The sequence below is a fragment of the Streptacidiphilus fuscans genome, from assembly GCF_015690355.1.
Lineage (GTDB): Bacteria > Actinomycetota > Actinomycetes > Streptomycetales > Streptomycetaceae > Streptacidiphilus > Streptacidiphilus fuscans.
Map to the genome: position 1 here is coordinate 157621 of NZ_JADPRT010000005.1, position 22542 is coordinate 180162.

The following is a 22542-nucleotide window of genomic DNA, read 5'->3' on the forward strand; positions in this document are numbered from 1 at the left end:
GGGGTCTCACTTGACCGTCCCGCGAGCGGGCAGCGCGTGGAGGACCTGGGTGAGCCGGACCTGGACGGCGTCGGCGAGTTCGTCGAACGAGCTTCGCAGCAGCGGCTCGGCGAGCCGGAATACGCCGTTGAAGCGGAGGATGGCGCGGTAGGTGATCAGGCTGCCGCTTCCCTGCGGGCGCACTGCGATCTGGTCGGTGGCCGCCAGATAGAGCGTCACGGTCGCCGCGGGGGTACCGACCACGAAGGAACGCTCCACCGTGATCGCCATGTCGGACTCCTTGTCTCTTCGGTTTCCTTCAGGCCTTCGTTGTCACGGCCCCGTTGGACGGGACGCCCAGTCCAGCCCGTGCCCCGATGCAGTCGACCGCGGCCCGCAGGGATTGCGGAAGCACCGCGCAGTCCGGGACCTTGACGCCGCGCCAGCCTGGGCCGGCGAGTAGCAGCAGGGGCCGACGGCGGGCGCCCGCGACGCCGAACATGCGGTTGGGGACTGCGGCGGCGAGGCCCGGCATGGCGGTAGCACTGGTCTGCGACCACAGGACGACAGCCGCCGGACCCAGGCGCCGCATCGCGTGGACGAGGGCCGGGGGCGGGACGGAGGCGCCGAGCATTCTGAAGGCGATCCCCCGCCCGGTCAGCGCGGCGGCGAGCGCGTCCAGGGGCAGCGTGTGGTCTTCGGCGGGAACCGCTGCGAGCAGCGCTACGGGCCCTTGGCGGGCAACGGGGTAGGCGCGCCGACGGAGCTCCGCGGCGATGTGCCAGGAGAGGAAGTGCTCGACCTCGACGTAGGGCTCGCCCACCGTGGCCCATCGCCGTCCGGCGGCGCGCAACGTCGGGGCGATCACCGCCTCCCACGCGTCCTCGACGCCCCACAGGTCCACCGCGTCCGCCAGCGACTCTTGCAGGGTGGGAGCGTCGAGGCGGTCGGCCGCCCGGACGAGTCCGCGCACGAGGAGCCGGGTCTCGTCACCGGCGAGGTCCGACGGCTTTGCGCCCCCACCCGTCGGGGGTTCGCCGCGGGCCGGGGACGGGTCCTGGCACGCCCGCCGGTCGGCGGCGACCCGGGCGGCTTCCGCCGGGGGGAGCCCCTGTGAGGTGAGTTCGCACATCGCCTCCAGCAGCGCGATGTCGGCCGCTGACCAGCGACGGTGACGTCCCTGTTCGCGGTGGGCGGGGCCGATGCCGTAGCGGCGTTCCCAGGACCTCAACGTGACGGGCGAGACGCCGAGCCGACGGGCGACCTCGCCCGTCGGCAGACCCGCCTGCTCGTCGCCCGGCACGGTCCCTGCCCCGGACGGCTGAGGCTCGTGGACGGTGTTCACAGGGCGAAGATCCGTCCGATCACGAAGCCCACGGTCGGGAGCACGAGGACGGTCAGGCCGATCAGGCCGACCCAGGTCCACCACATGTCGTGATGGTAGACCGGGTCGTGGATCGAGATCCCGTGGCACGTGGAGGACTCGCACTCCGGAGTCTCCTCGGGACGGACCAGGGGCTGTGCCGGCGGAAGCAGGGGGACGAGACCGGTCATGGCGACCTCCAGGTGCGCGGTCCTGGTCCAAGCCTTACCGCCTGCCGGCGCCACGTCACAGCGCACAGCTAGCGCATCGTTTTCCCCCGCAGGCGGTCAGCGCGCCCCACAGCCCAGGCGTTCGCGGACGAATCCGGCAAGCGATGCACGACCGCTGCGGATCGTCCGCAGCCTGCTCACGGCGAGAAGGTCGAGGGGTGATCCGGTAACCCACGGCAAGCGAGGTGGATGTCGATGGCGCGGAACCTGCGCGTGGACGCCGTAGTCGTCGGGGCAGGCCTGGCGGGGCCGGCGTGCTCGGCCGATCTGTGCGCCGCAGGACTGAACGTCATGCTCGTGGAGGCGAGCCACCGTGCGGGAGGCCGGATGGTCTCCGACTACCGGGACGGATTCGTACTCGACCGGGGATCCCAGGTCTTCAACACCGCTTACCCGCAGGTGCGCCGCAGGGTGCGGCTTGACCACCGCGCCACCGCCTCGGTGCAGGGCGCCCTCGCGTCCGGCGCCCGGGCGGCCAGCGAAGTGCTCCGTGACCTCTCCGGTCCGAGAGCCGCTCGGACGGCTGTCTGCACCTGGACCGGGCCTGCTGCGAGGTCCACGTGACCGGCCGCGCGCAGCAGCACAGTTCACGGGGCGACCTGTGTCTGGTCACCGGCGCCACCGGCTACGTCGGCGGTCGCCTCGTGCGCGAGCTGCTGGCCGCCGGGCAGCGGGTGCGGTGCCTGAGCCGCGACCCGGGCCAACTGCGCGATCAGCCCTGGGCCCGCGAAGTGGACTGCGTGCGCGCCGACCTGTCCGATCCCGCCTCGCTCGCCGCAGCCCTGGACGATGTCGACGTCGCGTACTACCTGGTCCACTCCCTCGGCAGCGGCCCCGCGTTCGAGCGCACCGAGGCGGCCGCGGCCCGCCACTTCGCCAAGGCCGCAGCGGACGCCGGCACCCGCCGGATCGTGTACCTGGGCGGGCTCCTGCCGCGCGGCGTCCCACGGGACAGGCTCTCACCCCACCTGAGGTCCCGGGCGAGGGTCGGGGAGATCCTGGTCGGCTCACCTGTGCCCACGGCCGAACTGCGGGCCGCAGTGGTGCTGGGTTCCGGGTCGGCCTCGTTCGAGATGCTGCGCTACCTGACGGAACGGCTTCCGGTGATGGTGACCCCGCGCTGGGTGCGCACCCGGATCCAGCCCATCGCGGTGCGCGACGTGCTGCGCTACCTCGTCGCCGCGGCGCAGCTGCCGCCCGAGGTCAACCGCAGCTTCGACATCGGCGGCCCCGACGTGCTCACCTACCGCGAGATGATGCTGCGTTACGCGAGCGCCGCCGGACTGCGGGCGCGCGTCATCCTCCCCGTGCCGGTGCTCACCCCTGCACTGTCCAGCCACTGGGTCGGGCTGGTGACCCCGGTCCCGCGAAGCCTCGCACGGCCGCTCGTCGAGTCCCTGCGCCACGAAGTGGTCTGCCACGAGGACGACATCAAGCGGTACGTTCCGGACCCGCCCGAGGGACTGCTCGGATTCGACGAGGCCGTCCGTCTGGCCCTCGTACGCATCAAGGACGCCGAGGTCGCCACCCGGTGGTCCTCGGCGTCCGTCCCGGGCGCGCCCAGCGACCCGCTGCCGACCGACCCCGGCTGGGCAGGCGGATCCCTCTACCAGGACGTACGCCAAGCCGCCGTCGCGACCGACGCGGCGGCCCTGTGGCGCGTCGTCGAGGGCATCGGCGGCGAGCACGGGTGGTACTCCTTCCCCCACGCCTGGGCCCTGCGCGGCTTGATGGACCGCGTCGTCGGCGGGGTCGGACTGCGACGCGGGCGGCGCGACCCGCACCGGCTCCGCGTCGGCGACTCGCTCGACTTCTGGCGGGTCGAGGAGATCGAGCCGGGGCGACTCCTGCGGCTGCGTGCCGAGATGCGGCTTCCGGGCCTGGCCTGGCTGGAGTTGCGCGTCCAGCCGGACGGTCCGAGCCGCTCACGCTACCTCCAGCGCGCCGTCTTCCACCCCCGCGGACTGACGGGGCACGCGTACTGGTGGACCGTGGCCCCCTTCCACTCCGTCGTCTTCGGCGGCATGGTCCGCAACATCGCCAAGGAAGCCACCGGGAACAACCGCGCCACAACGAGACACCACCACCGCAGCGGACTCATCGGCAGCTGGTCGTAGTCCCAAGGAGATCTCCGCTCGACGAAGCGGGCGCCCGGTCGACCCGGCGCTCCGCGCCCGAGCCGCCTCAGGCCGGCTGGCGTGCCTCCAGGAGTTCCATCAGCACCTGGGCCGCCGGGCTGGTCGCCGGCGGGAGCGGCAGGAGGGCTGCGGCCTCGTACGCCGCGTCGCCGTTGTCCCGCAGGGGCAGGGCGGCGAGGCGGGGGCGCTTGCAGGCGAAGTGCCGTGGCACGACGGCGACACCGAGGCCCTCGTCCACCAGGTCGAGGAGGCCGTGGACGTCGTTGACCTCCAGGGCGACGGTCCGCCGCATGCCCAGCGAAGCGAACGCCGCGTCGGTGACCCGGCGTGGGCCCCAGTCCGGGTGGAAGTCGACGAACACCTCTCCGTCGAGGTCCCGCAGCGCGGGGGCCGTTCCGGCCTTCGCCAGGCTGTGGTCCGGATGGCACAGCGCGATCATGGGCTGGCTGGTCAGCGACACCGAGCGCAGCTGCTCCGGGTCGGCCTCCGTGCGGTAGGCGAAGGCCACGTCGAGCCGGCCTGCCGCGACCGCAGCCGTCAGCGCGGCCGAGCCCGACTGCCGCAAGCGGATCTCCACCTGCGGGCACCGCCGCCGGAACTCCGCCAGCAGCCCCGCCACGTGCACCCCCGGGACGCACTGTTCCGCGCCCAGCGTCAGCGTGCCGCGCAGCACGCCCTGCACCGCGGCCACCGCCTCGCGCGCGGCCCGCTCCTGCGCCAGGATCCGTTCGGCCTCGACCAGCAGCGCCCGACCGGCCTCGGTGAGCCTGACGCCGCGGGTCGAGCGCACGAACAGCGCGGCCTGCAGCTCCCGTTCCAGCGCCCGGATGGAGGCGGACAGACCCGACTGGGAGATCATGAGCCGCTCCGCCGCCCGCGTGAAGTGCTGTTCCTCGGCGACCGACACGAAGTGCTGCAGCTGGCGCATCTCCATGACCGAGAAGCGTAACCACTGAATCCCATCGCTTTCTCCTGTTGGACTAGACCTCATGGACGCGACAGAGTGAGTCCGCCCCGGGAGCCCACCGTCAGTCCACCGTTCTTGGAGTCGCGTTGTACCTCGCCCATCCCGACCGCTACGAAGCCATGACCTACCGCCGCGTCGGACGCAGTGGCCTGCACCTGCCCGCGATCTCGCTCGGCCTGTGGCAGAACTTCGGCCCCAGCCGCCCGGTCGATGCCCAACGCGCGGTTCTGCGCCGCGCGTTCGACCTCGGCATCACCCACTTCGACCTCGCGGACAACTACGGGCCGCCCGGCGGCGCCGCCGAGTCGGCTCTCGGGGAGGCGCTCAGGGCGGACTTCACGCATCACCGCGACGAGCTCGTCATCTCGACCAAGGCCGGGTACCGCATGTGGCCGGGCCCGTACGGGGAGTGGGGCTCGCGCAAGCACATGCTCTCCTCGCTCGACCAGTGCCTGGGACGGCTGGGCGTGGAGTACGTCGACATCTTCTACTCGCACCGCTACGACCCCGACACCCCGCTGGCGGAGACGATGGGCGCGCTGCACAGCGCGGTGCGGCAGGGCAAGGCGCTGTACGTCGGCGTCTCCAACTACCCGCCCGAGCAGACCCGCGAGGCCGCACGGATCCTCGGCGAGCTGGGCACCCCGCTGCTGATCCACCAGCCCAAGTACTCGATGCTGGACCGAGGCCCGCAGGAGCACGGCCTGCTGGACACCCTCGACGAGCTGGGGGTGGGCTCCGTCGTCTTCTCCCCGCTGGAGCAGGGCCTGCTGACCGACCGTTACCTCGACGGCGTCCCCGCGGGCTCCCGGGCGGCCAACCACGGCTCCCCGCTGCGCAGCGAAAGACTCACCGAGGAGTTGGTGACCACGCTGCGCGACCTGAACGACATCGCCAAGTCGCGCGGCCAGAGCCTGGCCCAGCTGGCGCTCGCCTGGGTGCTGCGCGGCGGCCGGGTCACCTCCGCCCTCGTCGGCGCGAGCAGTCCCGAGCAGCTGGAGGACAACGTCGCCGCCGTCCGCAACCTGGACTTCGACCCGGACGAGCTGGCGCGGATCGACGCGGTGATCCAGCGGTGAGCCGCCGAACCCACCCGAGAGAGGAACGCACCATGCACAGGCACCGTGCACGGAAGTACCTGATACCGATTCCGGTCGCGCTGCTGGCGGTCCTCGCCGTGGTCGGCGCCGCGCTCACCTTCCCCGGCTTCGGCGCGAAGGCGTCTGCCGCGACCGCCGGCAGCACGCTGTGGTCCACGCAGCTCAAGTGGGACGACAACGGCACCGCCTGGTCCGAGGCCAGCTTCGCCGCGCTCAAGGCCAAGGGCCTGAGCCAGGCCGAGATCGACATGTCGTGGAACACCGTCGAGCCGGCACGGGGCAGCTTCACCTACGCCGAGTTGGACCAGGAGATCGCCAACGCGAACGCCGCCGGCGTCCATCTGGTCCTCATCTTCTGGTACTCCGGCTGGTCCGGCAGCCCCGCGTCCTGGGTCACCAGCCACGAGACCACCGCGAGCGGCGCGCAGAGCGCCACGCCCGCCTGGTGGGACCCCACCGACGAACCGGCCTACCTCACCTATGTCACCGACACCGTCAAGCACGTGGCCGGCGAGGCCGGTTACGGCGGCAGCATCCTCGACTACGGGCGGCTCGACTCGGTCTGGGACAGCACCGTCAGCGGCCAGGTCGACGGCTGGGCACAGGCCGACGTCAACGAGTTCCACAACGTCTACCTGCCGCAGACCTACAGCACCATCGGCGCGTTCAACAGCGCCAACAAGACCTCGTACAGCTCGTTCTCGCAGGTCCCCGCGGCTACTCCGGGTCAGCCGCTGGCGAGCGTCTACCAGCTCTTCCGCCTCTGGAGCGTGCAGCAGGTCTACGGGCAGCTGACCGCCGACGTGCGCGCGGTCTCCGCCTCGACGCCGCTCTACTACTACTTCGGCGGCCATGTCGGGAACTTCGCGAACTACGAGAACGTGCCGGAGGTGTTCTTCGGCCTCGCCAAGAAGTACGACGTCACCGTCATCCAGGACTGCTCGGAGTCCACAGGCATCGACCTGCTCTTCGCCGCCCTCGGCCGCGCCTACGGCGTCCCCGTCGCCACCGAGTGGACGGCCCCGAGCGACAGCACGCAGCTGGCCGCCCAGGCCGTGCAGTGGATCGGCAACTACCCGATGATGCTGCCCGAGGGCGGGGGCACGGACTTCTTCATCCACGACGGCACCCAGAAGGACACTGTCGCCTTCCCGATCTACACCGGCTGGCTGGCGAACCTCAAGGGCCTGTCGGGGTCGTACCCGCAGCAGCCGGTCGCCGTCTACCTCGACGACTCGCTGGCCTACGGCAACACCGCGGGCGGCGCGCTCGGCGCTCCCGAGAACGCCATCGCCTCGCTCTGGGACGGCTACCAGGCCGGGTTCTCGGTGGTCACCAGCGAGGAGGTCGCCACCGGGATCGTCAAGCTCTCGCAGTACCGGGCGGTGCTGCCGATCAACGGCGTCGACGCGAACCTGACGGCCTATCAGAAGGCGGGCGGGAAGCTGCTGACAGCCGGGTCGCAGCTCGCGCAGTACGCGCCCGCCTACGCTTCGCTGTCCAACAGCGGGATCGTGCAGGTCGTCCCGGTCGTCGACGCCGCCCGGACCGGCGCGCAGCTCACCCTGGCGGACATCAACTCGGGCACCGCCTACAACGACCCGGTCACCGTCAACCCGACCGGCCTGGGCCTGGCCGCAGGCACCTACCACCTGGTCAACGCCGCCGGTACGGCGATCCCCCAGGTCGCGGTCTCCGGCGGCATCTGCGCCTCGGCCTCCCTGTCGGCGGCCTCACTCTCCGAGTGGTCGGTCGTCGCCGGAGCCGCACCCGCGGGCACCCCCACGCCCGCGGGCTGCGGCACCGGCACCGCCGCGAAGTAGCCCCCGCTCCTGCCCCACCCCTGCCGCCCGGCGCTCCGGACCCTCCGGAGCACCGAGCGGCCTCCCTCACCCAGCTGCAGGCCGAGGCCGACGCGGAAGTACTCGCCTTGGCCATAGGAATCACGGGCCGGCCACCGCAAAGGAATTCAAGACTCAAGCAGTGATCCGTAAGAAACGGCCTAGTCAGGCCGGCGAGGGGAAAGCAGGTGCCCAATCCCCCCTGGGGTCGGTGGTCTGCCCCACCTCGATCAGGTGGCCGTCGGGATCGCGGATGTAGCAGCGGGTCTCGTACTGATGCTGCTTCGGCGGCGTCAGGAACTGAGCACCACGGGCGCTCCACTCGGCGTATACGGCCTCGATGTCCTTGACCCGGAAATTGAGGAAGCTGTCGACTCGGTCGGGATCGCGCGGCGTCTCCAGGGTGACCGTCGGCTTGTCATCGGTCGGACCGCCACCGGCGTTGATGACAATCCAGGTGTTGGACAGGGCGACGACGGTCGGCACTCCGTCGAAGATCGTGGTACCGCCGAGCACCTCGGTGTAGAAGCGCCGAGAGCGCTCGACATCGTCCGAGACGATGAAGTATCCCAGCAGAATCCCCTCGAGGGGCGGCGGGAGCTCGACCATCTGACACCTCCGGCTCGTGTGATCCCGCTACCACCGGGATGGAGAGGGACATTACCCCCTGCATTCACGCCATCACCGTACGACACCGTGCTCTGCCAGGCAGGTGGACTGCCGAGCGTGGCCGGGGCCTCAGCAATTCACTCCGAATCGCCGGCACGCCTACTTGACGGCCAGTGAGCGGGTGACCAGTCTCCCTCTGGGTCGGTAGTTTGACCTACTTCGATCAGATGGCCGTCGGGATCGCGGATGTAGCAGCGGATCTCGTACTGGTGCTGCTTCGGCGGCGTCAGGAATTGAGCACCACGGGCGCTCCACTCCGCGTACAAGGCGTGGATGTCTTTGACCCGGATATTGAGGAAGCTGTTGATCCGGTCGGGATCGCGCGGCGTCTCCAGGCTGACCGTCGGCTTGTCATCGGTCGGGCCTCCGCCGACATTAATGATGATCCAGCTGTTGGCTAGTGCGACATAGGTCAGCCCTCCGGGGCCGGAGTAGACCACCCGGCCGCCGAGCACCTCGGTGTAGAAGCGTCGAGAGCGCTCGACATCGTCCGAGACGATGAAGTGGGCCAGCACAATTCCTTCTGGCGGTGGTGGGAGCTCGGCCATCTGGTACCTCCACACGTCGGTCGCATCCCCCGTTTACGACGAGGCCTGCAGGCGGCGTTGCCGTGATCGGGATGCAGCGTTGGAGTAGCGTGCCCCTCGAAGCAGCCAATAATTCACGGCATCACCTTCCTGGCAGAATCGCGCGCCGCCGCCGCACGTCACCGAACGCCGGCACTGGCCAGGAGTCGCTCGGCGAGGATCGCGTGGTGCGGCGCCTTCAGACGGGCGACACAGTTCCCCCGAGAAGGCGGGTAACGCCCCCGAGAAGGCGGGTAACGGCTGGATGACCTCGCCCACCGTGACGGCCCCACAGGCTCCGGCCGCCGTTGCGGGTCGTTGGCGGCGTGGCTCCCCACCGTTTACAACCTCGTCTCCTCCGGCAGCAGCATCCGGGTGCAGATGGTCGCAGAGGTGCCTAGGGTGGCCCAAGGGGGACACCCTGCGGCAGCGAATCGGTTTCATGGGTCATCCCCGCCGACCCCAGGTACGCGTCCGAGAGGAAATCACTGTCATGGCCAAAGTGCTTTTCATCGTGAGCGGAGCCACTTACTGGGTGTTGAAGGACGGCACGAGGTACGCGACGGGCTACTGGGCCGAGGAGTTCGCGAACCCGTACAAGATCTTGACGGACGCCGGCCACGAGGTCGTCGTCGCGACGCCGAACGGCGTGACCCCGAACGTCGACATGATGAGTCTGCGCCCCGAGATGGTCGGAAGCCGTACATGGTCGAGGATCGCAACCTCGTCACCGGGCAGAACCCGGCATCGGCCGCGGTCCTGGGCGACCGGATGCTGGAGATCCTCACATGACACCGTCCCGCAGCGGTTTTTCCCGCACCGCCGGGGCCCCAGGTGCAATCCGCCCAGCGGGTGCGGGAGCGGTCTCCTGCTGACCGGGCCATGGCCGTGGCCGCCCGAGTCCGGGCGGGAGTGCCGGGACGGGTCACCCGCCTGAGCCATGCCGACGAGGCGAAGGAAGTGACGGGGTGAGCATGAACGACGCCACGGGTGCGGACATTGACCAGAAGGTCGCGCTCATCACCGGTGCCAATGGGGGCATCGGTTCTGCCATCGTCACCGCCTACCGCAGCCTCGGGTACGCGGTCGTGGCCACCAGCCGTTCGATGCCCGAATCCGGGGACCCGCAGGTGCTCGCCTTCAGCGGCGATCTGCTCGAGTCCGGCGCGGGCGAGCGGATCGTAGGGGCGGCGATGGATCGGTTCGGTCGGATCGACACCGTGGTCAACAGCGCTGGCGTCTACATCGGCAAGCCGTTCACCGACTACACGGACAAGGACTTCGACCTTGTCGTCGGCGTGAACCTGCGCGGATTCTTCAACGTCTCGCGCAGCGCCATCGGTGCGATGCTCTCTCGCGGTGAAGGCGGCGGTCACCTGGTGAACATCTCCACATCCCTGGTCGACCAGCCGGATTCACAGGTCCCCTGCGCGCTCGCGTCGCTGACCAAGGGCGGGCTGAACGCGGTCACCAAGGAGTTGGCGATCGAATTCGCGGGGCACGGCATCCGCGTGAACGCCGTCTCGCTCGGCGTCGTCCGTACCCCGATGAACCCGGAGACGACGCCCGAGCTCGTGGCTCGACATCCACTCGGGCGAATGGAAGAGGTGGACGACGTCGTCCAGGCCATCGTGTACCTCGAGCAGGCGTCCTTCGTCACGGGCGAGATCCTGCACGTGGACGGCGGCCAGAGCGCCGGCCACTGAAATTCCAGCCGCCCGAGTAGGGCTGATCGGTCCCGGCCGTTGCGACAAGCTCCTCGATCCTGGCGAGCTGAGTGCGGTCGCACTCCGGCCACCCCCGGACAGTGACGTACACGCCCGTCGTTGTCGCTCCCAGCCCTCGTCGGCGTCCCAGGGCATGCCGGCCCTGTCCTGCCGCACCATAGGAATCACGGGCCGGCCACCGCACAGGGATTCAAGACTCAAGCAGTGATCCGTGAGAAACGGCCTACTTCTCGGCCGACTCCTGCTTCGCCCGCCACTCCGCCCCCGCGCGCTGGACGCGGTCCCACAGGGCAGCGCGGTCGGCGTCGTCGATGTCCGACAGGTCCAGGTGGAACACGTCCGTTGCGACCTCGAACAGCTCCTCAGCCGACTGGAGGAGCCGTGTCGTGCGCCGTCCGGCTCCCTCGTCGCGCGTGAACTCGTCGTCCAGCACGAACTCGGCGCAGCCCGCGTCGCGGCGGAAGAGTTCGAACCACATGACGTAGGGAGACTGCGGCGACGTCGAGAACTCGACGTGGCGGCTCTCGAAGTCCTCCCACGTGGCCGGCGCCAGGGTGAAGTCCATGCTGTGGAAGGTCGTCTGCGCCGGATCGGTGAAGAACCGCCAGGCATCCGGGCCGATCTCGGGCAGCGGCCGGAGCTCGAAGCGGAAGGAGCCCTGGACGTGGACTCCCTCCCGGAGCGGGATGGGCTCGTGGTGGGAGTTGGCCAGGCCGACGTCGACCGACCAGCGTTCGCCGTCGATCAGGACGGTGAGGGCCATGTGCGTGGTGTATTCGTCGGCGGTCGCCTTGGCGGTCGCGACGGAGCCGTTGATCTGGCCGCGATGCATGGTGACGTCGTATCCGAGGACGGTCAGCAGCTCGGCGAAGGCGTTGTTCAGGTTGAAGCAGTAGCCGCCCCGGCCGGCCAGGATACGGGCTATGGACTCGGCCGGGTCGATGCCCTGGGGGCGTCCGAGCTGGATGTCGAAGTTCTCGAAGGCGATGAGCTCGACGTGGGCGCGGTGAAGCCGGCGCAGGGTGTCGAGCGACGGAGCGCCGAGGGACTCCGGGTCGTCGACGCCGAGCCTGGCCAGGTAGGGCGCGGCCCAGGCGGGATGATCGTTCGCCTTCGAGGTCATGGCTCCGGACCCTAGTGCAGCGCCGCGTGAACCGCTCAGGGATTATCGCGGCGCTGCACCGGCGAGCCGGAGGGGTCCTACTTCTCCGCGGCCACGGCGGCGCCGGGCGCGGGTGCGGCGCCCACCCCGCCCGCGCCGGCCGCCGCGCCACCGGCCACGCCCTCCACCAGGAAGCGCTGGAGCAGGGCGAAGACCAGCAGGACGGGGGCGGCCACGATCATCGTGGCGGCGGCGATCAACGGCCACTGGCTGGCGTGCTCGCCGAAGAAGCTGTAGAGGCCGCGGGTGACCGGCCACAGGCTGGAGTCGGTGAGCATGATCAGCGGCAGGATCAGGTTGTTCCAGGAGGCCACGAAGCCGAACACGGCGAAGGTGGCCAGAGCCGGCTTCATCTGCGGGATGACGATGGTGAGGATGAAGCGGACATAGCCGCAGCCGTCCATCGCCGCCGCCTCGTCCAACTCCCGTGGGATGGTCTTGATGTAGCCCACGAAGAAGAAGAAACCGGCGCCGGTCAGCGAGGTCAGGGTCAGATAGCCCACGCGGTTGTCGTACAGGCCGAGCTTCTGGGCCTCGATGAACAGCGGGATCAGACCCGCCGGGAGGAAGCCGGAGAAGACGAAGAAGGCGTACAGCACGTTGGAGCGCCTGAACCAGCCCCGGGAGATGGGGAAGGCCAGGAACACGCCCAGGACCAGCGTGATCACGTCCGGGACCAGGGCGTAGATCAGCGAGTTGAGCATCTCGGTGGAGAAGTCGCCCTGCGTCCAGGCGGCGCTGAAGTTGCTCCAGGTCCAGTGCCTGGGCAGCCCGGTCGGGTCCTGGAGGAAGTCCAGGTTCTGCTTGAACGCCTGGAGCACCAGGTAGACCAGCGGCAGGGCGAAGAACCCGGCCGAGACCACGAAGCAGAACAGCTGGACGCCGGTCACCCGCAGGCCGGTGAAGAGCCGACGGCGCCGGTCCGCGCGACGGCGGTCGATCGCGACGGCCGGAGCGGGCTGCCGGTGCAGTCGTTCGGTGAGCGCGCTCACAGCGACACCTCCCGTCGCCGCAGGCGCCACAGCAGGACGCCGCCGATGGCCGCGGTGAAGAAGAACTGCACCATGGCCAGCATGGAACCGAGCCCGAGGTCGGGGTTGACGCCGAAGGCCGAGTTGAACATGAACATCCCGATGGTCTGCGTCTTGTACTGGCCCTGGGTCATCACCAGGATCAGGGCGTACTCGCCCAGGCTGCCGATCGCGGTGAGGAAGACGTTCACCGTGGTGGCCGGGGCCAGCATGGGCCAGGTGATCTTGAAGAAGCGGCGGATCGGACCGCAGCCGTCCAGCGAGGCCGCCTCGTACAACTCCGGTGGGATGCGCCGCAGTCCGGCGATGTAGACCAGCATGGTGTAGCCGGAGAACATCCAGACGTTGACCGCGACGATCAGCCAGATCGAGATCGAGGCGTCGCCGAGGAAGGCGCTGTTCCCGCCGGTGAGCGCGTGCAGGATCCCCTCCACCGGACCGCTGCTCGGGTCCAGCAGGAGGGAGAAGAGCACGCCGACGATGGTGACCGAGAAGATCTGCGGCATGAAGATCAGGGCGCGGTAGAGCCCGTAGCCGAAGCGTCGGCGCTGCAGCAGCAGGGCCAGGCCGAGGCCGACCCCGATCTGCAGCACCGTCACACCGGCGGTGTACTTCAGCGTCGCCACCACGGCGTCGGAGACCTGCGAGTAGTTACTGGTGAACAGGTCGCGGTAGTTGCACAGTCCGCAGAAGTTCATCGGGGTGCCCGGCACCCCGGAGTACTCGGTGAGCGAGTAGTAGACGGTGGCCAGCGAGGGGTAGAGCCCGAAGATCAGCCAGCCGACGGAGGGCACGGAGATGGAGAGCCAGGGGATCCAGCGCCTGGTCTTCCGGGTGCCGAAGGGACAGGTGGACACGGCGCGTCCCTACTTCTTGACGGCGGCGGTGTAGGCCTGGGCGGAGTTGTCGAGGGCGGTGAGCAGGCTCTCGGAGCCGAAGGGCTGGGTGTTGGTCAGCGTCGGGCCGCCGGCGGGGTTGCCACTGCCGACGTTCGCCGGGAGCCAGGGCAGGGTGGTGCCGGGGAAGCCCTTGGCGGCGTTCTGGTCCAGCCAGTCGTTCCACTTCAGCGTGGGGGCGGCGACGCCGGTCTCGGTGGAGAGGGAGCCGGTGGCCTTGAGCCAGGACTCGTAGTTGGACTGCTGGGTGAAGAAGTCCAGGTACTGAAGGGCCAGCTTCTGGTGCTGGGACCAGGTCGGGATCGTCCAGCTCAGGTCGGGGGACACGTCCGGGTGGTTCCAGGAGGCGTTGTCGGTGCCGGGGATGGCCATGAAGCCGAAGTTCAGCGACGGGTTGTCGGACGCGATGGTGTTGCCGTCGAAGGAGCCGTCCACGAAGAACGGGTAGTCGCTCGCGTCGGCCGCCCAGGTGCCGGACGCGCTGGCGAAGGAGACGCCGCCCGCGTCCGGCTCGATGTACTGCATGATCTGCTCGTAGCGGTTGGCGGCGTCCTGGAACAGCGGGCTGTTCCAGTTCTCGGTGCCGTTCAGGAAGCCCTCGTCCTTGGCGATCAGGGTGCTGCTGGCCTCGGAGGCCGGCTTGCCCTGCATCAGCAGCTGGTTCATGACGCCGAACCAGACGATGGACTGGATGCCGTCCTTGCCCGCCACGTACAGCGGGTTCAGGCCCTTGGACTTGAGCAGCCTCAGGTCGCCGACGAACTCGCCGAAGGTGGTCGGCACCGACAGGCCGTACTTGGCCAGCAGGTCCTTCTTGTAGAACAGGCCGGAGTTGTTGACGTACTCGGCGACGGTCACGCCGTAGACGCCGTTGTGGTAGCCCATCGCGAACTTCTGCGTGGTGCTGTCGAAGCGCGACATGAACGGCTGCTTGCTCAGGTCGAGCAGCTGCCCGCTGGAGATCAGCGCGGGAGTGCCGCCGACCTTGACGCCGGAGCTCGGCGGCGCGTACTTCTCCGGCGACTGCCCGAACTGGGCCAGCACGTCGACGCCCTTGGCGGCCTCCAGCGAGGACTGCAGGGCGGGCCAGGCGCCCGCGGTGGTCGGTGCGGTCTCCAGCTTGACGGTGACGCCGGGGTGGGCCTTCTCGAAGGCCGCGTCGATGGCCTGGGTCTCCTGGACGGCGGCGGAGTTCGTCCACTCGGCCACCACCAGGGTGTCGGACGGGTTGCCACTGCCTGCGCCACAGGCGGTGAGCCCGGCGGTCAGGGGAAGACAGGCTGCGACCGCCGCGAGCAGACGGCGGTGACGTGGGGTTCTGGCCATGACGGCTCCTCAGACGCTAGGTGGGAGATCACAGCCGACGGCGCGGGATGCGAGGGGGGTCGCAGTCCGGTCCTGGAGTGCCCGAAGTCTCCGATCTGTGTTGCGGCCAGGTCAACCCTTGGTGACATCCAAAGACTTCTCTGACAGCCGAGATCGCTAAGTCGGCCTGGGCGGTCTGGCATTGTTGCAGGTCATGTTGATGTCGGGTGAGAATTCCGCGTCAGCTCTTGTCGCACTAACACTCTTGGAGTTACGTACCCTTCACACCGCTGACGGCGCCCTGGAGAGCACGTCAACCAACCGCCCCTCGAACCCCGGGAAGGGGAAACGATGTTGCGCACGGTTCGACGCGGAGCGATCCCCCTGCTCTGCTGCGCCGCCATCGCCACGACGGTGTTCGCCACCACCACGGCGAACGCCAGCTCGACGCCCACGCGGGCCGAGCCCACGAAGCACGGAGCCGCCGGCCCGTCGACCTACTGGGCCACCCAGTTCCAGTTCGACGACAACGGCACGCCGTGGACCACCGCGACCTTCGCGGAGCTCAAGTCCAAGGGCATCGACCGCGCCGAGATCAACATGCCGTGGTCGAAGATCGAACCGTCCCGCGGCACCTTCGACTTCTCCGAGCTGGACCAGGAGCTCGCCGCCGCGGCCGCCGAGGGCGTGAAGCTCGTCCCCGTCTTCTGGTCGTCCGGGTGGCGCGGCAGCCCCGCGACCTGGATCACCGACTTCGAGGTGACCGACACCGGCGCCAAGGGCGTCGCCCCGGCCTGGTGGGACCTTGCCCAGCAGCAGGACTACTTCACCTACGTGACCAGCACCCTGACGCACATCGCGAACAACGCGGGGTTCGGCGGCGCGTTCATGGACTACGGCCACACCGACGCGCAGTGGCTGGAGAGCTCCGGCTCGGGCGGCTGGGCGCCCGCCGACATCGCCTACTTCCGCACGAGCTGGCTGCCGGCCACCTACGGCAGCATCGCGGCCTTCAACGCGAAGAACGGCACCACGTACGGCTCCTTCGACCAGGTCCCGGCCGCCGTCCCCGGCGCTCCGCTGGCCGGCGTCTACCAGGCGTTCCGCCAGTGGAGCGTGCAGGACACCTACGACCGGCTGACGGCCGCCGCACGCAGGATCACCTCCGCACCGCTCTACTACTACTTCGGCGGTCACATCTCCAACGCCCCACAACTCGGCAACCTGCCCGACGTGTTCTTCACGCTGGCCCGGAAGTACGACGTCACCGTGGTGGAGGACGCCGCGAACTCCAACGGCCTCTCCCTCCTGTTCGGCAGCCTGGGCCGCGCCTACGGGGTCAAGGTCGCGCAGGAGTGGACCGTCACCGCTGACGACAGCCTGCTGCCCTCGGAGGCCGCGCTGTGGCTGTCCGACTACGCCATGACCCTGCCCGACGGCGGCGGCGAGGACTTCTTCATCCACGACGGCACCAGCAAGGACGTCGTCGGCTTCCCGATCTACACCTCCTGGCTGCCGGTGCTCCAGAAGCTGTCCGGCTCCTATCCGACGCAGCCCGTCGCCGTCTACATCGACTACTCCCAGGCCCGCGGCAACACCGGCGGCGGCAGCCTGAGCGGCGTCGAGAACAGCATCAACGCGCTGTGGTCCGGCTACCAGGCCGGCTTCGCCGTGGTCACCAGTGAGGAGATCGCCGACCACGCCGACAGCCTGTCCCACTACCGCGCCGTGCTGCCGATGAACGGCGTCGACGCGAACCTGACCGCCTATCAGAAGAGCGGCGGCAAGCTCCTCACCAGCGGTTCCCAGCTGAGCGGCTACGCGCCGGCCTACGCCTCGCTGACCAGCCAGCACGCGCTGCAGGTCGTCCCGGCCACCGCCGCCGACCACCGCAGCGCACAGCTCACGCTGGCCGAGGTCAACCCGTCCTTCGGCTACACCGGGTCGGTCACGCTGCACCCGAACGGGCTGGGCCTCGTCCCCGGCACCTACCACGTGGTCGACGCGCTCACGGGCAAGGCGCCCGGGCAGACCTCGCTCGCCGACGGCAGCGTCTGCGTCCCGGTCACCATGGCCTCGGCGGCACTCGACCAGTGGTCGATGCTCCCCGGCGCCGCACCCGCCGGAACACCCGTCCCGGCGAGCTGCCCCGTCACCAGCGGCGGAGCGACCAGCATCTCCGGCACCGCCGGACAGACCGGCGGGGGCGTGAAGTTCCTCAGCGTCGGGTCCACCGGCCAGGGCGCCGACGGCAACCTGACCGCCGTCACCCAGGGCGGACGCGCCGCGTACCAGACCTGGACGAGCGCGCAGAGCGGCGCGACCCCCGCCAACATGTACCTCCAGCTCGACCCGACCAGCCAGGTGGCCCAGGCCGCGACGGTGACGATGAACGTCACCTACTGGTCGGTGGCCGGACAGGGCTTCCAGGTGCAGTACGACGCCCCCGGCAACGCGTACTTCGCCGGGCCGACCGTCGCCGGCAGCGGCACGGGCAGCTGGCAGACCGCGACGGTGACCCTGACCGGCGCGCAGTTCGACGAGTTGCAGAACCTGTCCGCGGATCTGCGGCTGTCCGTCACCGATCCGACCAAGCCGCTCGACGTCAGCAGCGTGACCCTCTCCGTCGGCTGACCCACCGGCACCGGCACTTCTCCGCTTCGAAGGGATCGCCCCACCGTGCACGACGACCGCCAACTGGTGGAAAGCGCCTCGCGGATGTCCGACGCACCCTCCACCGGCGCAGCGCCGCATGCCGACGGGCATGCGGCGCTGCGCCGGTGGGCCGAGGGCGGCGGCCCGCCGGCGCTGCGCGCGTCGATCGTGCTGCTCGCCGCGGAGGGCCTGTCCACCAGCGACATCGCCCGCCGCCTGGGCGTCTCGCGGCAGACCGTGACCACCTGGCGCCAGCGGTACGCCGTCGAGGGCGTCGACGGCCTGCGGGACCGCGCACGCGCCGGGCGGCCGGTGGAGATCGACGAGGCCGAGATCGTGGTCGGCATCCTGACGTCCCCCGCCGACGACCGCACCTCGCGCCTGCTCGCCCGCCGTCTGGGCTGCTCGCACACGGTCGTCGCGGAGACCCGCCGCCGCTGGAACCTGACGGGCAGTCACCTGGCCTTGCCGGCACTCCCGTTGAGCCCGTCCCTGGAGCCGGCCGATCTGTGGCCGGTCGGCCTCCATCTCGATCCTGAGTGCACCGTCCTGGTGCTGGCGGGCCGCACCGCGTCACCGGTGCCGCCCGCGCCGGGCCGACGGGTCGACCCCTACGCGCTGTCCGCCGTCAGCTCCGCGATGGCGGACGCGGCGGCAGCCGCGGCGGGCGCGGCGTCCGGGCCGGAAGCGGCCGCACCGCTCCGAGGCGGCGCCGCCTCCTTCCTGGACTCCGTGCGACGCGTCCACCCGCACCCGGACCTGCATGCCGTCGTGCTGCGGTCGGCGACCGGCGGGGAGCGCGTCGCGGGGCTGTGCGACGAGCGAGGGATCACGGTCCACCGCATCCCCGCGCGGACGACCGAGGTCTCCTTCCTGCGCGCCGTGCTCGCTCTCGACGCCTCGCGACATCCCGAGTCCTCGACGCGGGTCCTGCTCGACCTCGCCTCCGCACTGGCCGGGATGGCCGACAGCGGTGGGCTCTCCCGGGTCCAGTGGGTCCGCGAGCCGTTGCCGGCGCCTGCCGGTGCCCGGCTTCCGGCCACGGTGTCCGGCGCCGGTCCGGCGGCCGGAGGCGGGGTCAACCACATCGACCTCGGCTCCTTCAACGAGTGCGTGGTGATCGAGACGGTCCGCCTGGCGGGCACCGTCACGCGCGGCGAGATCGCCGAACGCACCCGGCTGACCCAGCAGTCCGTCTCCCGCATCGCCCGGTCCCTGATCCAGCGCGGACTGCTGGTCGAGGAGCGGCAGCGCCACTCCTCGGTCGGCAAACCCAGCAGTCCGGTCCGGCTGCGCGACGGAGCGGCGCACGCGCTCGGCATCCATATCGACCCCAACGTGCTGACGGCGGTACTGGTCGACCTCTCCGGCCGGATCGTGGCGCGTCGCGCCGAGCCGATCACCGCCGATCCGCGTCCGGGCGTGGTCGTGGGCCAGATCGCCGCGCTGGGTGAGGCGGTGCTGGAGCAGGCCGGGCACGGGCGCTGGGAGGAGGGCTTCCTCGGGATCGGCGTGGCCACCCCCGGCCCGGTGGACACCGTCTCCGGGACGGTGCTGGACCCGCCGCTCATGTCGGCCCTGCGCGACGTCCCGCTGCGCACCTTGCTGGAGCGGCGCTTCTCCTGCCCCATCGTGATCGAGAAGGACTGCTCGGCGGCGGCCGTCGGTGAGCGCTGGATCGGCCGGGAGAGCCGTGCCTGCGACTTCGTCTACCTCTACCTGGGCACGGGCGTGGGGTCCGGGCTGTTCCTCAACGGCGACCTCTATCGCGGACTGAGCGCCAACGCGGGCGAGTTCGGCCAGCTCTGCGCGGTGACGCTGGGGCGGTTCGACCCCGACGGACGGCCGGAGATCCTGCCTGAGTGCAACCCCGGGAGCTACCTCGGCTCGGAGCCGTCCCGCGTGGTGGGGCGGCAGCGGACGCGGCTGACGGTCCATCAGGCGGCGAAGGCCATCGGCAAGGGCGTGCTGTCCGTCATCGACCTGCTCGACCTCGGACTGGTCGTGATCGGCGGCCCCTTCTTCACCGCGGACGTCGCCGACGTCTACCTGACCGAGATCGAGCACGCGGTGAACGCCTACCCCACGGCACGGCGGCTGCGGCGGGTCCGCGTCGAACGGTCCGTCAACAGCAGTGAGGCCGTGGCCGTCGGCGCCGCCTCCACCATCTTCCATTCCACCTTCACCCCGCGCCTGCGCCGCACTCCCTGAGGACATTCAGGTTCGCCTGGACGCGTGCGGTTTCGGTCTTCAGGCCGAGCTGCTGGAACATGTCGAGGGCAAGTCGGAGGTGCGTGCTGCTGTCCTCGATACGTCCGAGGTGCTGGTAGCAGTCTCCGATGCCTTCGTGGGCGGCGGCCTCGACGGCGGTCATCTGGGTCTGGCGGGCCAGGTCCAGGACGTCGCGGTAGAGCCGCAGGGCGTGGGCGTGGTCGCCGGTCGCGGCGACGGTCCCGGCGTAGAGGTCCAGTGCCCAGGCCTCGTTCCCCCGGGCGCCGATGCGGCGGAAGATGTCGAGGGCGTCCTGGAGATCCGGGAGCCCGTCCTCGGGGTCACCGGCGAGACGCTTGAAGTAGCCGAGGTTGCCCAGCGCGTTGCCTTGGCCGTTGGGGTCGGCGAGGTCGCCGAAGAGTTCGAGTGCTCGCCGCGCCGCGTCGATGGCGGCGACGTGGTCACCGGCGTGGGCGTAGGCCTGTCCCAGCCCGAGGAATGCTCTGGCTTGGCCGATCCGGTTGCCGGCCTGGCGGTGCAGGTGCAGGGCTTGGTGTTGGTAGCGGGTGGCGGTGGGGTAGTCGCCGGTGGTCTCGTGGACCACACCGAGGTTGGACAGGGCGGTGGCTTGCCCCTCCTGGTCGCCGAGCGCCTCGTAGGCGGCGAGGGCGGTGTGGAGGTCGCGTTCGGCTGCCGGGTAGTCGCCGTCGAGCCGGTACACCGTTCCTCGCTGTGTGTGGGCGTTGGCCAGTCCGAGCTGCTCGTCCAGTTGCCCGTACCGCTCGATCGCGTGGTGAAGGTGCCGTTCCGCCACGGCGCGCTCGCCGGTGAACGCGCTGATCTGTGCCAGCAGGGTCAACGCGTTGGCGTGCCCGAGGTGCGCGCCGGCCCGTTCGCAGTGGTGCAGCGCGGTCTCCAGGGCGTCGGCCGCGCCGGTGAAGTCCCCCGTCAGGGCCCGCAGGTAGGCCAGGTCGGTCAGCGCGGCCCCCAGGACGGCGGGCAGCCGCAGCCTTTCGGCCAGGCCCGCGGCCGTGGCGTGCACAGTGATCGCTTCGTCCCAGGGGCCGTCGGCCGCAAGCAGGGAGGCTGTCGCGCCCGCGAGCCGCACGGCCCGGAGCGGGTTGTCGGTGGCGGCGCGGCTGAACGCGGCCAGCAGGTTGGCCCGTTCGGTGCGCAGCCAGGCCCAGGCTGCGGTCCGGTCGGTCAGCGTGGGAGCGACCGTCGGCGCGGGCCCCTCGACCGGGAGCCGTGGAGTCGAGGTCACCAGCGCCTGCGCGCACCAGGCGGTGTGCTGGTAGTAGTAGTTCAGCAACCGGGCCGCGGCAGGACCCTGTTCGCCCGGCGCCTCCTCTCGGGCCAGCGTGCGGGCGTAGGCGCGCAGGAGGTCGTGCAGGCGGTAGCGGCCCGCCTGGTGCTGCAGCAGCAGGTTGTGGTCGAACAGGGATTCCAGCAGCTCCTCGGCCGTGCGCACGTCGCCCAGCTCGGCCAGGTTCGCGGCGGCGTACGCGTCGATGTCGTCACCCGGGAGCAGACCGAGCAGGCGGAACAGGCGCTGCTCCGCCTCGGGCAGCCGGTCGTAGGAGGTGGCGAAGACCGCTGTCACGTCGCGCTCGGTGTCGCGCAAGTGCACGAGGCGGTCGGTCGCCTCACGCAGCTGGGCGACGAGGTCCCGGACGCGCAGGGCCGGGCGGTGACGCAGTCGCGCCCCGGCGATCCGCAGCGCCAACGGCAGCCGTCCGCACAGCTCCACCAGTTCGGCGAGGGCGTCCTCCTCGTCGGCGTCGATTCGGTGCGGCCCGGCGACCTGACGCAGCAACGTCGCGGCCTGATCGGCGTCGAGCACGTCCAGGGTCAGCGTGTGGGCGTCGTCCAACCCGGTCAGGCGGGTCCGGGAGGTGATCAGGACCAGGCATCCGGCCTCACCCGGCAGCAGCGGTCGGATCTGGGCGGCGTCGACCGCGTTGTCGAGCAGGACCAGCGTGCGGGTACCGGCCAGCCGGGACCGGTACAGGGCGGCACGCGCCTCCACACCAGGGGGAATCGCCTGCGCCGGCACCGCCAACGACCGCAGCAGCGTCTCCAGGGCGTCGGCCGCGGACATCGGCTCCCGCCCGGCCGAGTGGGCGTGCAGATCCACGAAGAGCTGGCCGTCGCCGTAGCGGTCCTTCAGTCGGTGCGCGGCGTGGATCGCCAACGCGCTCTTGCCGATCCCGGCCATCCCGTCCACCGCGGCGATCACCAGCCAGCCGACGGACTCCGACGCGGTGGCCGCCGCGACCAACACGGCCGTCTCGCGCGCACGGCCGGCGAACAACCGTGTGGCGGCGGGCAACTGGAACCGCCCGTCACCGGCGTACGGGACCGCCGCTGAGCCGCCGTCATCGACGGTTGTAGCAATCTGACGCTGCGTCAACTCCTGGACGCCGAGCGCCCCGGAGATGCGACGCATCGTGCTCGGATGCGGTCGCCGGGTCCGGCCGCGCTCGATCTCACTGATCGCACGCACGCTCACCCCGGCGCGCGTCGCCAACTCCTCGATGGACAGGCCCTGGTCCCTGCGGAGGGCACGGAGTTCGCCGCCCAGAAGCTCCGGCGTCATCGTCGTCCCTCCTCTCGTGGCGCACCCGAGGCGATCAGCCCGATTCAGGAATCTGCCTGGTATTCCGCCGGAAAGCATCATCCGACTCGTCATGGTCGGCGGC

At 70.4% G+C, this 22542-nt stretch carries 18 protein-coding genes; 7 read left to right on the forward strand and 11 right to left on the reverse strand.

Features of this window, described 5'->3' with window-relative positions:
- Nucleotides 1-6 precede the first annotated feature (6 nt).
- Genes I2501_RS13975 through I2501_RS13985 form a run of 3 tightly spaced genes read right to left on the reverse strand, consistent with a single transcriptional unit; the run spans nucleotide 7 to nucleotide 1533 of the window.
- A complete protein-coding gene (locus I2501_RS13975; RefSeq protein WP_196194299.1) occupies nucleotides 7-270 on the reverse strand; it encodes an SRPBCC family protein in 264 nt (87 codons plus the stop codon).
- 28 nt (nucleotides 271-298) lie between these two features.
- On the reverse strand, nucleotides 299-1324 hold the full coding sequence (locus I2501_RS13980) for a MerR family transcriptional regulator (RefSeq protein ID WP_328806361.1): 1026 nt from the start codon (nucleotides 1322-1324) through the stop codon (nucleotides 299-301).
- Nucleotides 1321-1533, reverse strand: a complete 213-nt coding sequence (locus tag I2501_RS13985; RefSeq protein ID WP_196194300.1) for a hypothetical protein — start codon at nucleotides 1531-1533, stop codon at nucleotides 1321-1323. Before I2501_RS13985 ends, I2501_RS13980 begins: the two co-directional genes overlap by 4 nt.
- A 234-nt stretch (nucleotides 1534-1767) precedes the next feature.
- Here I2501_RS13985 and I2501_RS13990 point away from each other — a divergent pair, with 234 nt between their 5' ends.
- Nucleotides 1768-2136: an FAD-dependent oxidoreductase gene (locus I2501_RS13990; protein WP_408022733.1), complete on the forward strand. Its 369-nt coding sequence runs from the start codon at nucleotides 1768-1770 to the stop codon at nucleotides 2134-2136.
- A complete protein-coding gene (locus I2501_RS13995) occupies nucleotides 2133-3689 on the forward strand; it encodes an SDR family oxidoreductase (protein WP_196194302.1) in 1557 nt (518 codons plus the stop codon). The genes I2501_RS13990 and I2501_RS13995 overlap by 4 nt, the downstream gene beginning before the upstream one ends.
- Before the next feature lie 67 nt (nucleotides 3690-3756).
- Here the strand turns inward: I2501_RS13995 and I2501_RS14000 are convergent, their stop codons facing one another.
- Complete coding sequence (locus I2501_RS14000; RefSeq protein WP_196194303.1) at nucleotides 3757-4644, reverse strand: LysR family transcriptional regulator; 888 nt, start codon at nucleotides 4642-4644, stop codon at nucleotides 3757-3759.
- A gap of 119 nt (nucleotides 4645-4763) precedes the next feature.
- Here I2501_RS14000 and I2501_RS14005 point away from each other — a divergent pair, with 119 nt between their 5' ends.
- The gene (locus tag I2501_RS14005) at nucleotides 4764-5756 is read left to right on the forward strand and encodes an aldo/keto reductase (protein WP_328806362.1); all 993 of its coding nucleotides are present in this window, start codon (nucleotides 4764-4766) and stop codon (nucleotides 5754-5756) included.
- 32 nt (nucleotides 5757-5788) lie between these two features.
- Nucleotides 5789-7600: a beta-galactosidase gene (locus I2501_RS14010; protein WP_196194304.1), complete on the forward strand. Its 1812-nt coding sequence runs from the start codon at nucleotides 5789-5791 to the stop codon at nucleotides 7598-7600.
- Between the two features lie 183 nt (nucleotides 7601-7783).
- Here the strand turns inward: I2501_RS14010 and I2501_RS14015 are convergent, their stop codons facing one another.
- Nucleotides 7784-8227 carry a VOC family protein gene (locus I2501_RS14015; RefSeq protein ID WP_196194305.1) on the reverse strand — a complete coding sequence of 148 codons (444 nt, stop codon included), beginning with the start codon at nucleotides 8225-8227 and terminating at the stop codon, nucleotides 7784-7786.
- Between the two features lie 137 nt (nucleotides 8228-8364).
- Complete coding sequence (locus I2501_RS14020; RefSeq protein WP_196194306.1) at nucleotides 8365-8835, reverse strand: VOC family protein; 471 nt, start codon at nucleotides 8833-8835, stop codon at nucleotides 8365-8367.
- A 992-nt stretch (nucleotides 8836-9827) separates the two neighbouring features.
- Here I2501_RS14020 and I2501_RS14025 point away from each other — a divergent pair.
- A complete protein-coding gene (locus I2501_RS14025) occupies nucleotides 9828-10559 on the forward strand; it encodes an SDR family NAD(P)-dependent oxidoreductase (protein ID WP_196194307.1) in 732 nt (243 codons plus the stop codon).
- Nucleotides 10560-10803: 244 nt separating this feature from the next.
- On the opposite strand, the gene I2501_RS14030 is transcribed toward I2501_RS14025, so the two are convergent.
- The 4 genes from I2501_RS14030 to I2501_RS14045 all read right to left on the reverse strand — a co-directional run bounded on the left by I2501_RS14030 (nucleotide 10804) and on the right by I2501_RS14045 (nucleotide 14995).
- The gene (locus I2501_RS14030; protein ID WP_196194308.1) at nucleotides 10804-11703 is read right to left on the reverse strand and encodes an arylamine N-acetyltransferase family protein; all 900 of its coding nucleotides are present in this window, start codon (nucleotides 11701-11703) and stop codon (nucleotides 10804-10806) included.
- 77 nt (nucleotides 11704-11780) lie between these two features.
- Nucleotides 11781-12734 (reverse strand): carbohydrate ABC transporter permease, encoded by a 954-nt coding sequence (locus I2501_RS14035; RefSeq protein ID WP_215909622.1) that lies wholly within the window; start codon nucleotides 12732-12734, stop codon nucleotides 11781-11783.
- On the reverse strand, nucleotides 12731-13630 hold the full coding sequence (locus I2501_RS14040; protein WP_196194309.1) for a carbohydrate ABC transporter permease: 900 nt from the start codon (nucleotides 13628-13630) through the stop codon (nucleotides 12731-12733). The genes I2501_RS14035 and I2501_RS14040 overlap by 4 nt, the downstream gene beginning before the upstream one ends.
- A 9-nt stretch (nucleotides 13631-13639) precedes the next feature.
- On the reverse strand, nucleotides 13640-14995 hold the full coding sequence (locus I2501_RS14045; RefSeq protein WP_196194310.1) for an ABC transporter substrate-binding protein: 1356 nt from the start codon (nucleotides 14993-14995) through the stop codon (nucleotides 13640-13642).
- A gap of 330 nt (nucleotides 14996-15325) precedes the next feature.
- On the opposite strand from I2501_RS14045, the gene I2501_RS14050 reads away from it, so the two are divergent.
- Nucleotides 15326-17608, forward strand: coding sequence for a beta-galactosidase (locus I2501_RS14050; protein ID WP_196194311.1), 2283 nt, complete (start codon nucleotides 15326-15328; stop codon nucleotides 17606-17608).
- 45 nt (nucleotides 17609-17653) lie between these two features.
- Nucleotides 17654-19840, forward strand: coding sequence for an ROK family protein (locus tag I2501_RS14055; RefSeq protein WP_328806363.1), 2187 nt, complete (start codon nucleotides 17654-17656; stop codon nucleotides 19838-19840).
- Here the strand turns inward: I2501_RS14055 and I2501_RS14060 are convergent.
- Nucleotides 19812-22439 carry an ATP-binding protein gene (locus tag I2501_RS14060; protein ID WP_196194312.1) on the reverse strand — a complete coding sequence of 876 codons (2628 nt, stop codon included), beginning with the start codon at nucleotides 22437-22439 and terminating at the stop codon, nucleotides 19812-19814. The genes I2501_RS14055 and I2501_RS14060 overlap by 29 nt on opposite strands.
- Nucleotides 22440-22542 lie beyond the last annotated feature (103 nt).

What these genes read in the sequence shown, in the direction of transcription:
- I2501_RS14000 (WP_196194303.1), bottom strand. Translation starts at nt 4,644, where the DNA reads ATGGAGATGCGCCAGCTGCAGCACTTCGTGTCGGTCGCCGAGGAACAG.
- I2501_RS13985 (WP_196194300.1), bottom strand. Translation starts at nt 1,533, where the DNA reads ATGACCGGTCTCGTCCCCCTGCTTCCGCCGGCACAGCCCCTGGTCCGT.
- I2501_RS14045 (WP_196194310.1), bottom strand. Translation starts at nt 14,995, where the DNA reads ATGGCCAGAACCCCACGTCACCGCCGTCTGCTCGCGGCGGTCGCAGCC.
- I2501_RS14025 (WP_196194307.1), top strand. Translation starts at nt 9,828, where the DNA reads ATGAACGACGCCACGGGTGCGGACATTGACCAGAAGGTCGCGCTCATC.
- I2501_RS14050 (WP_196194311.1), top strand. Translation starts at nt 15,326, where the DNA reads ATGTTGCGCACGGTTCGACGCGGAGCGATCCCCCTGCTCTGCTGCGCC.
- I2501_RS14060 (WP_196194312.1), bottom strand. Translation starts at nt 22,439, where the DNA reads ATGACGCCGGAGCTTCTGGGCGGCGAACTCCGTGCCCTCCGCAGGGAC.
- I2501_RS14015 (WP_196194305.1), bottom strand. Translation starts at nt 8,227, where the DNA reads ATGGTCGAGCTCCCGCCGCCCCTCGAGGGGATTCTGCTGGGATACTTC.
- I2501_RS14030 (WP_196194308.1), bottom strand. Translation starts at nt 11,703, where the DNA reads ATGACCTCGAAGGCGAACGATCATCCCGCCTGGGCCGCGCCCTACCTG.
- I2501_RS13990 (WP_408022733.1), top strand. Translation starts at nt 1,768, where the DNA reads ATGGCGCGGAACCTGCGCGTGGACGCCGTAGTCGTCGGGGCAGGCCTG.
- I2501_RS14020 (WP_196194306.1), bottom strand. Translation starts at nt 8,835, where the DNA reads ATGGCCGAGCTCCCACCACCGCCAGAAGGAATTGTGCTGGCCCACTTC.
- I2501_RS13975 (WP_196194299.1), bottom strand. Translation starts at nt 270, where the DNA reads ATGGCGATCACGGTGGAGCGTTCCTTCGTGGTCGGTACCCCCGCGGCG.
- I2501_RS14010 (WP_196194304.1), top strand. Translation starts at nt 5,789, where the DNA reads ATGCACAGGCACCGTGCACGGAAGTACCTGATACCGATTCCGGTCGCG.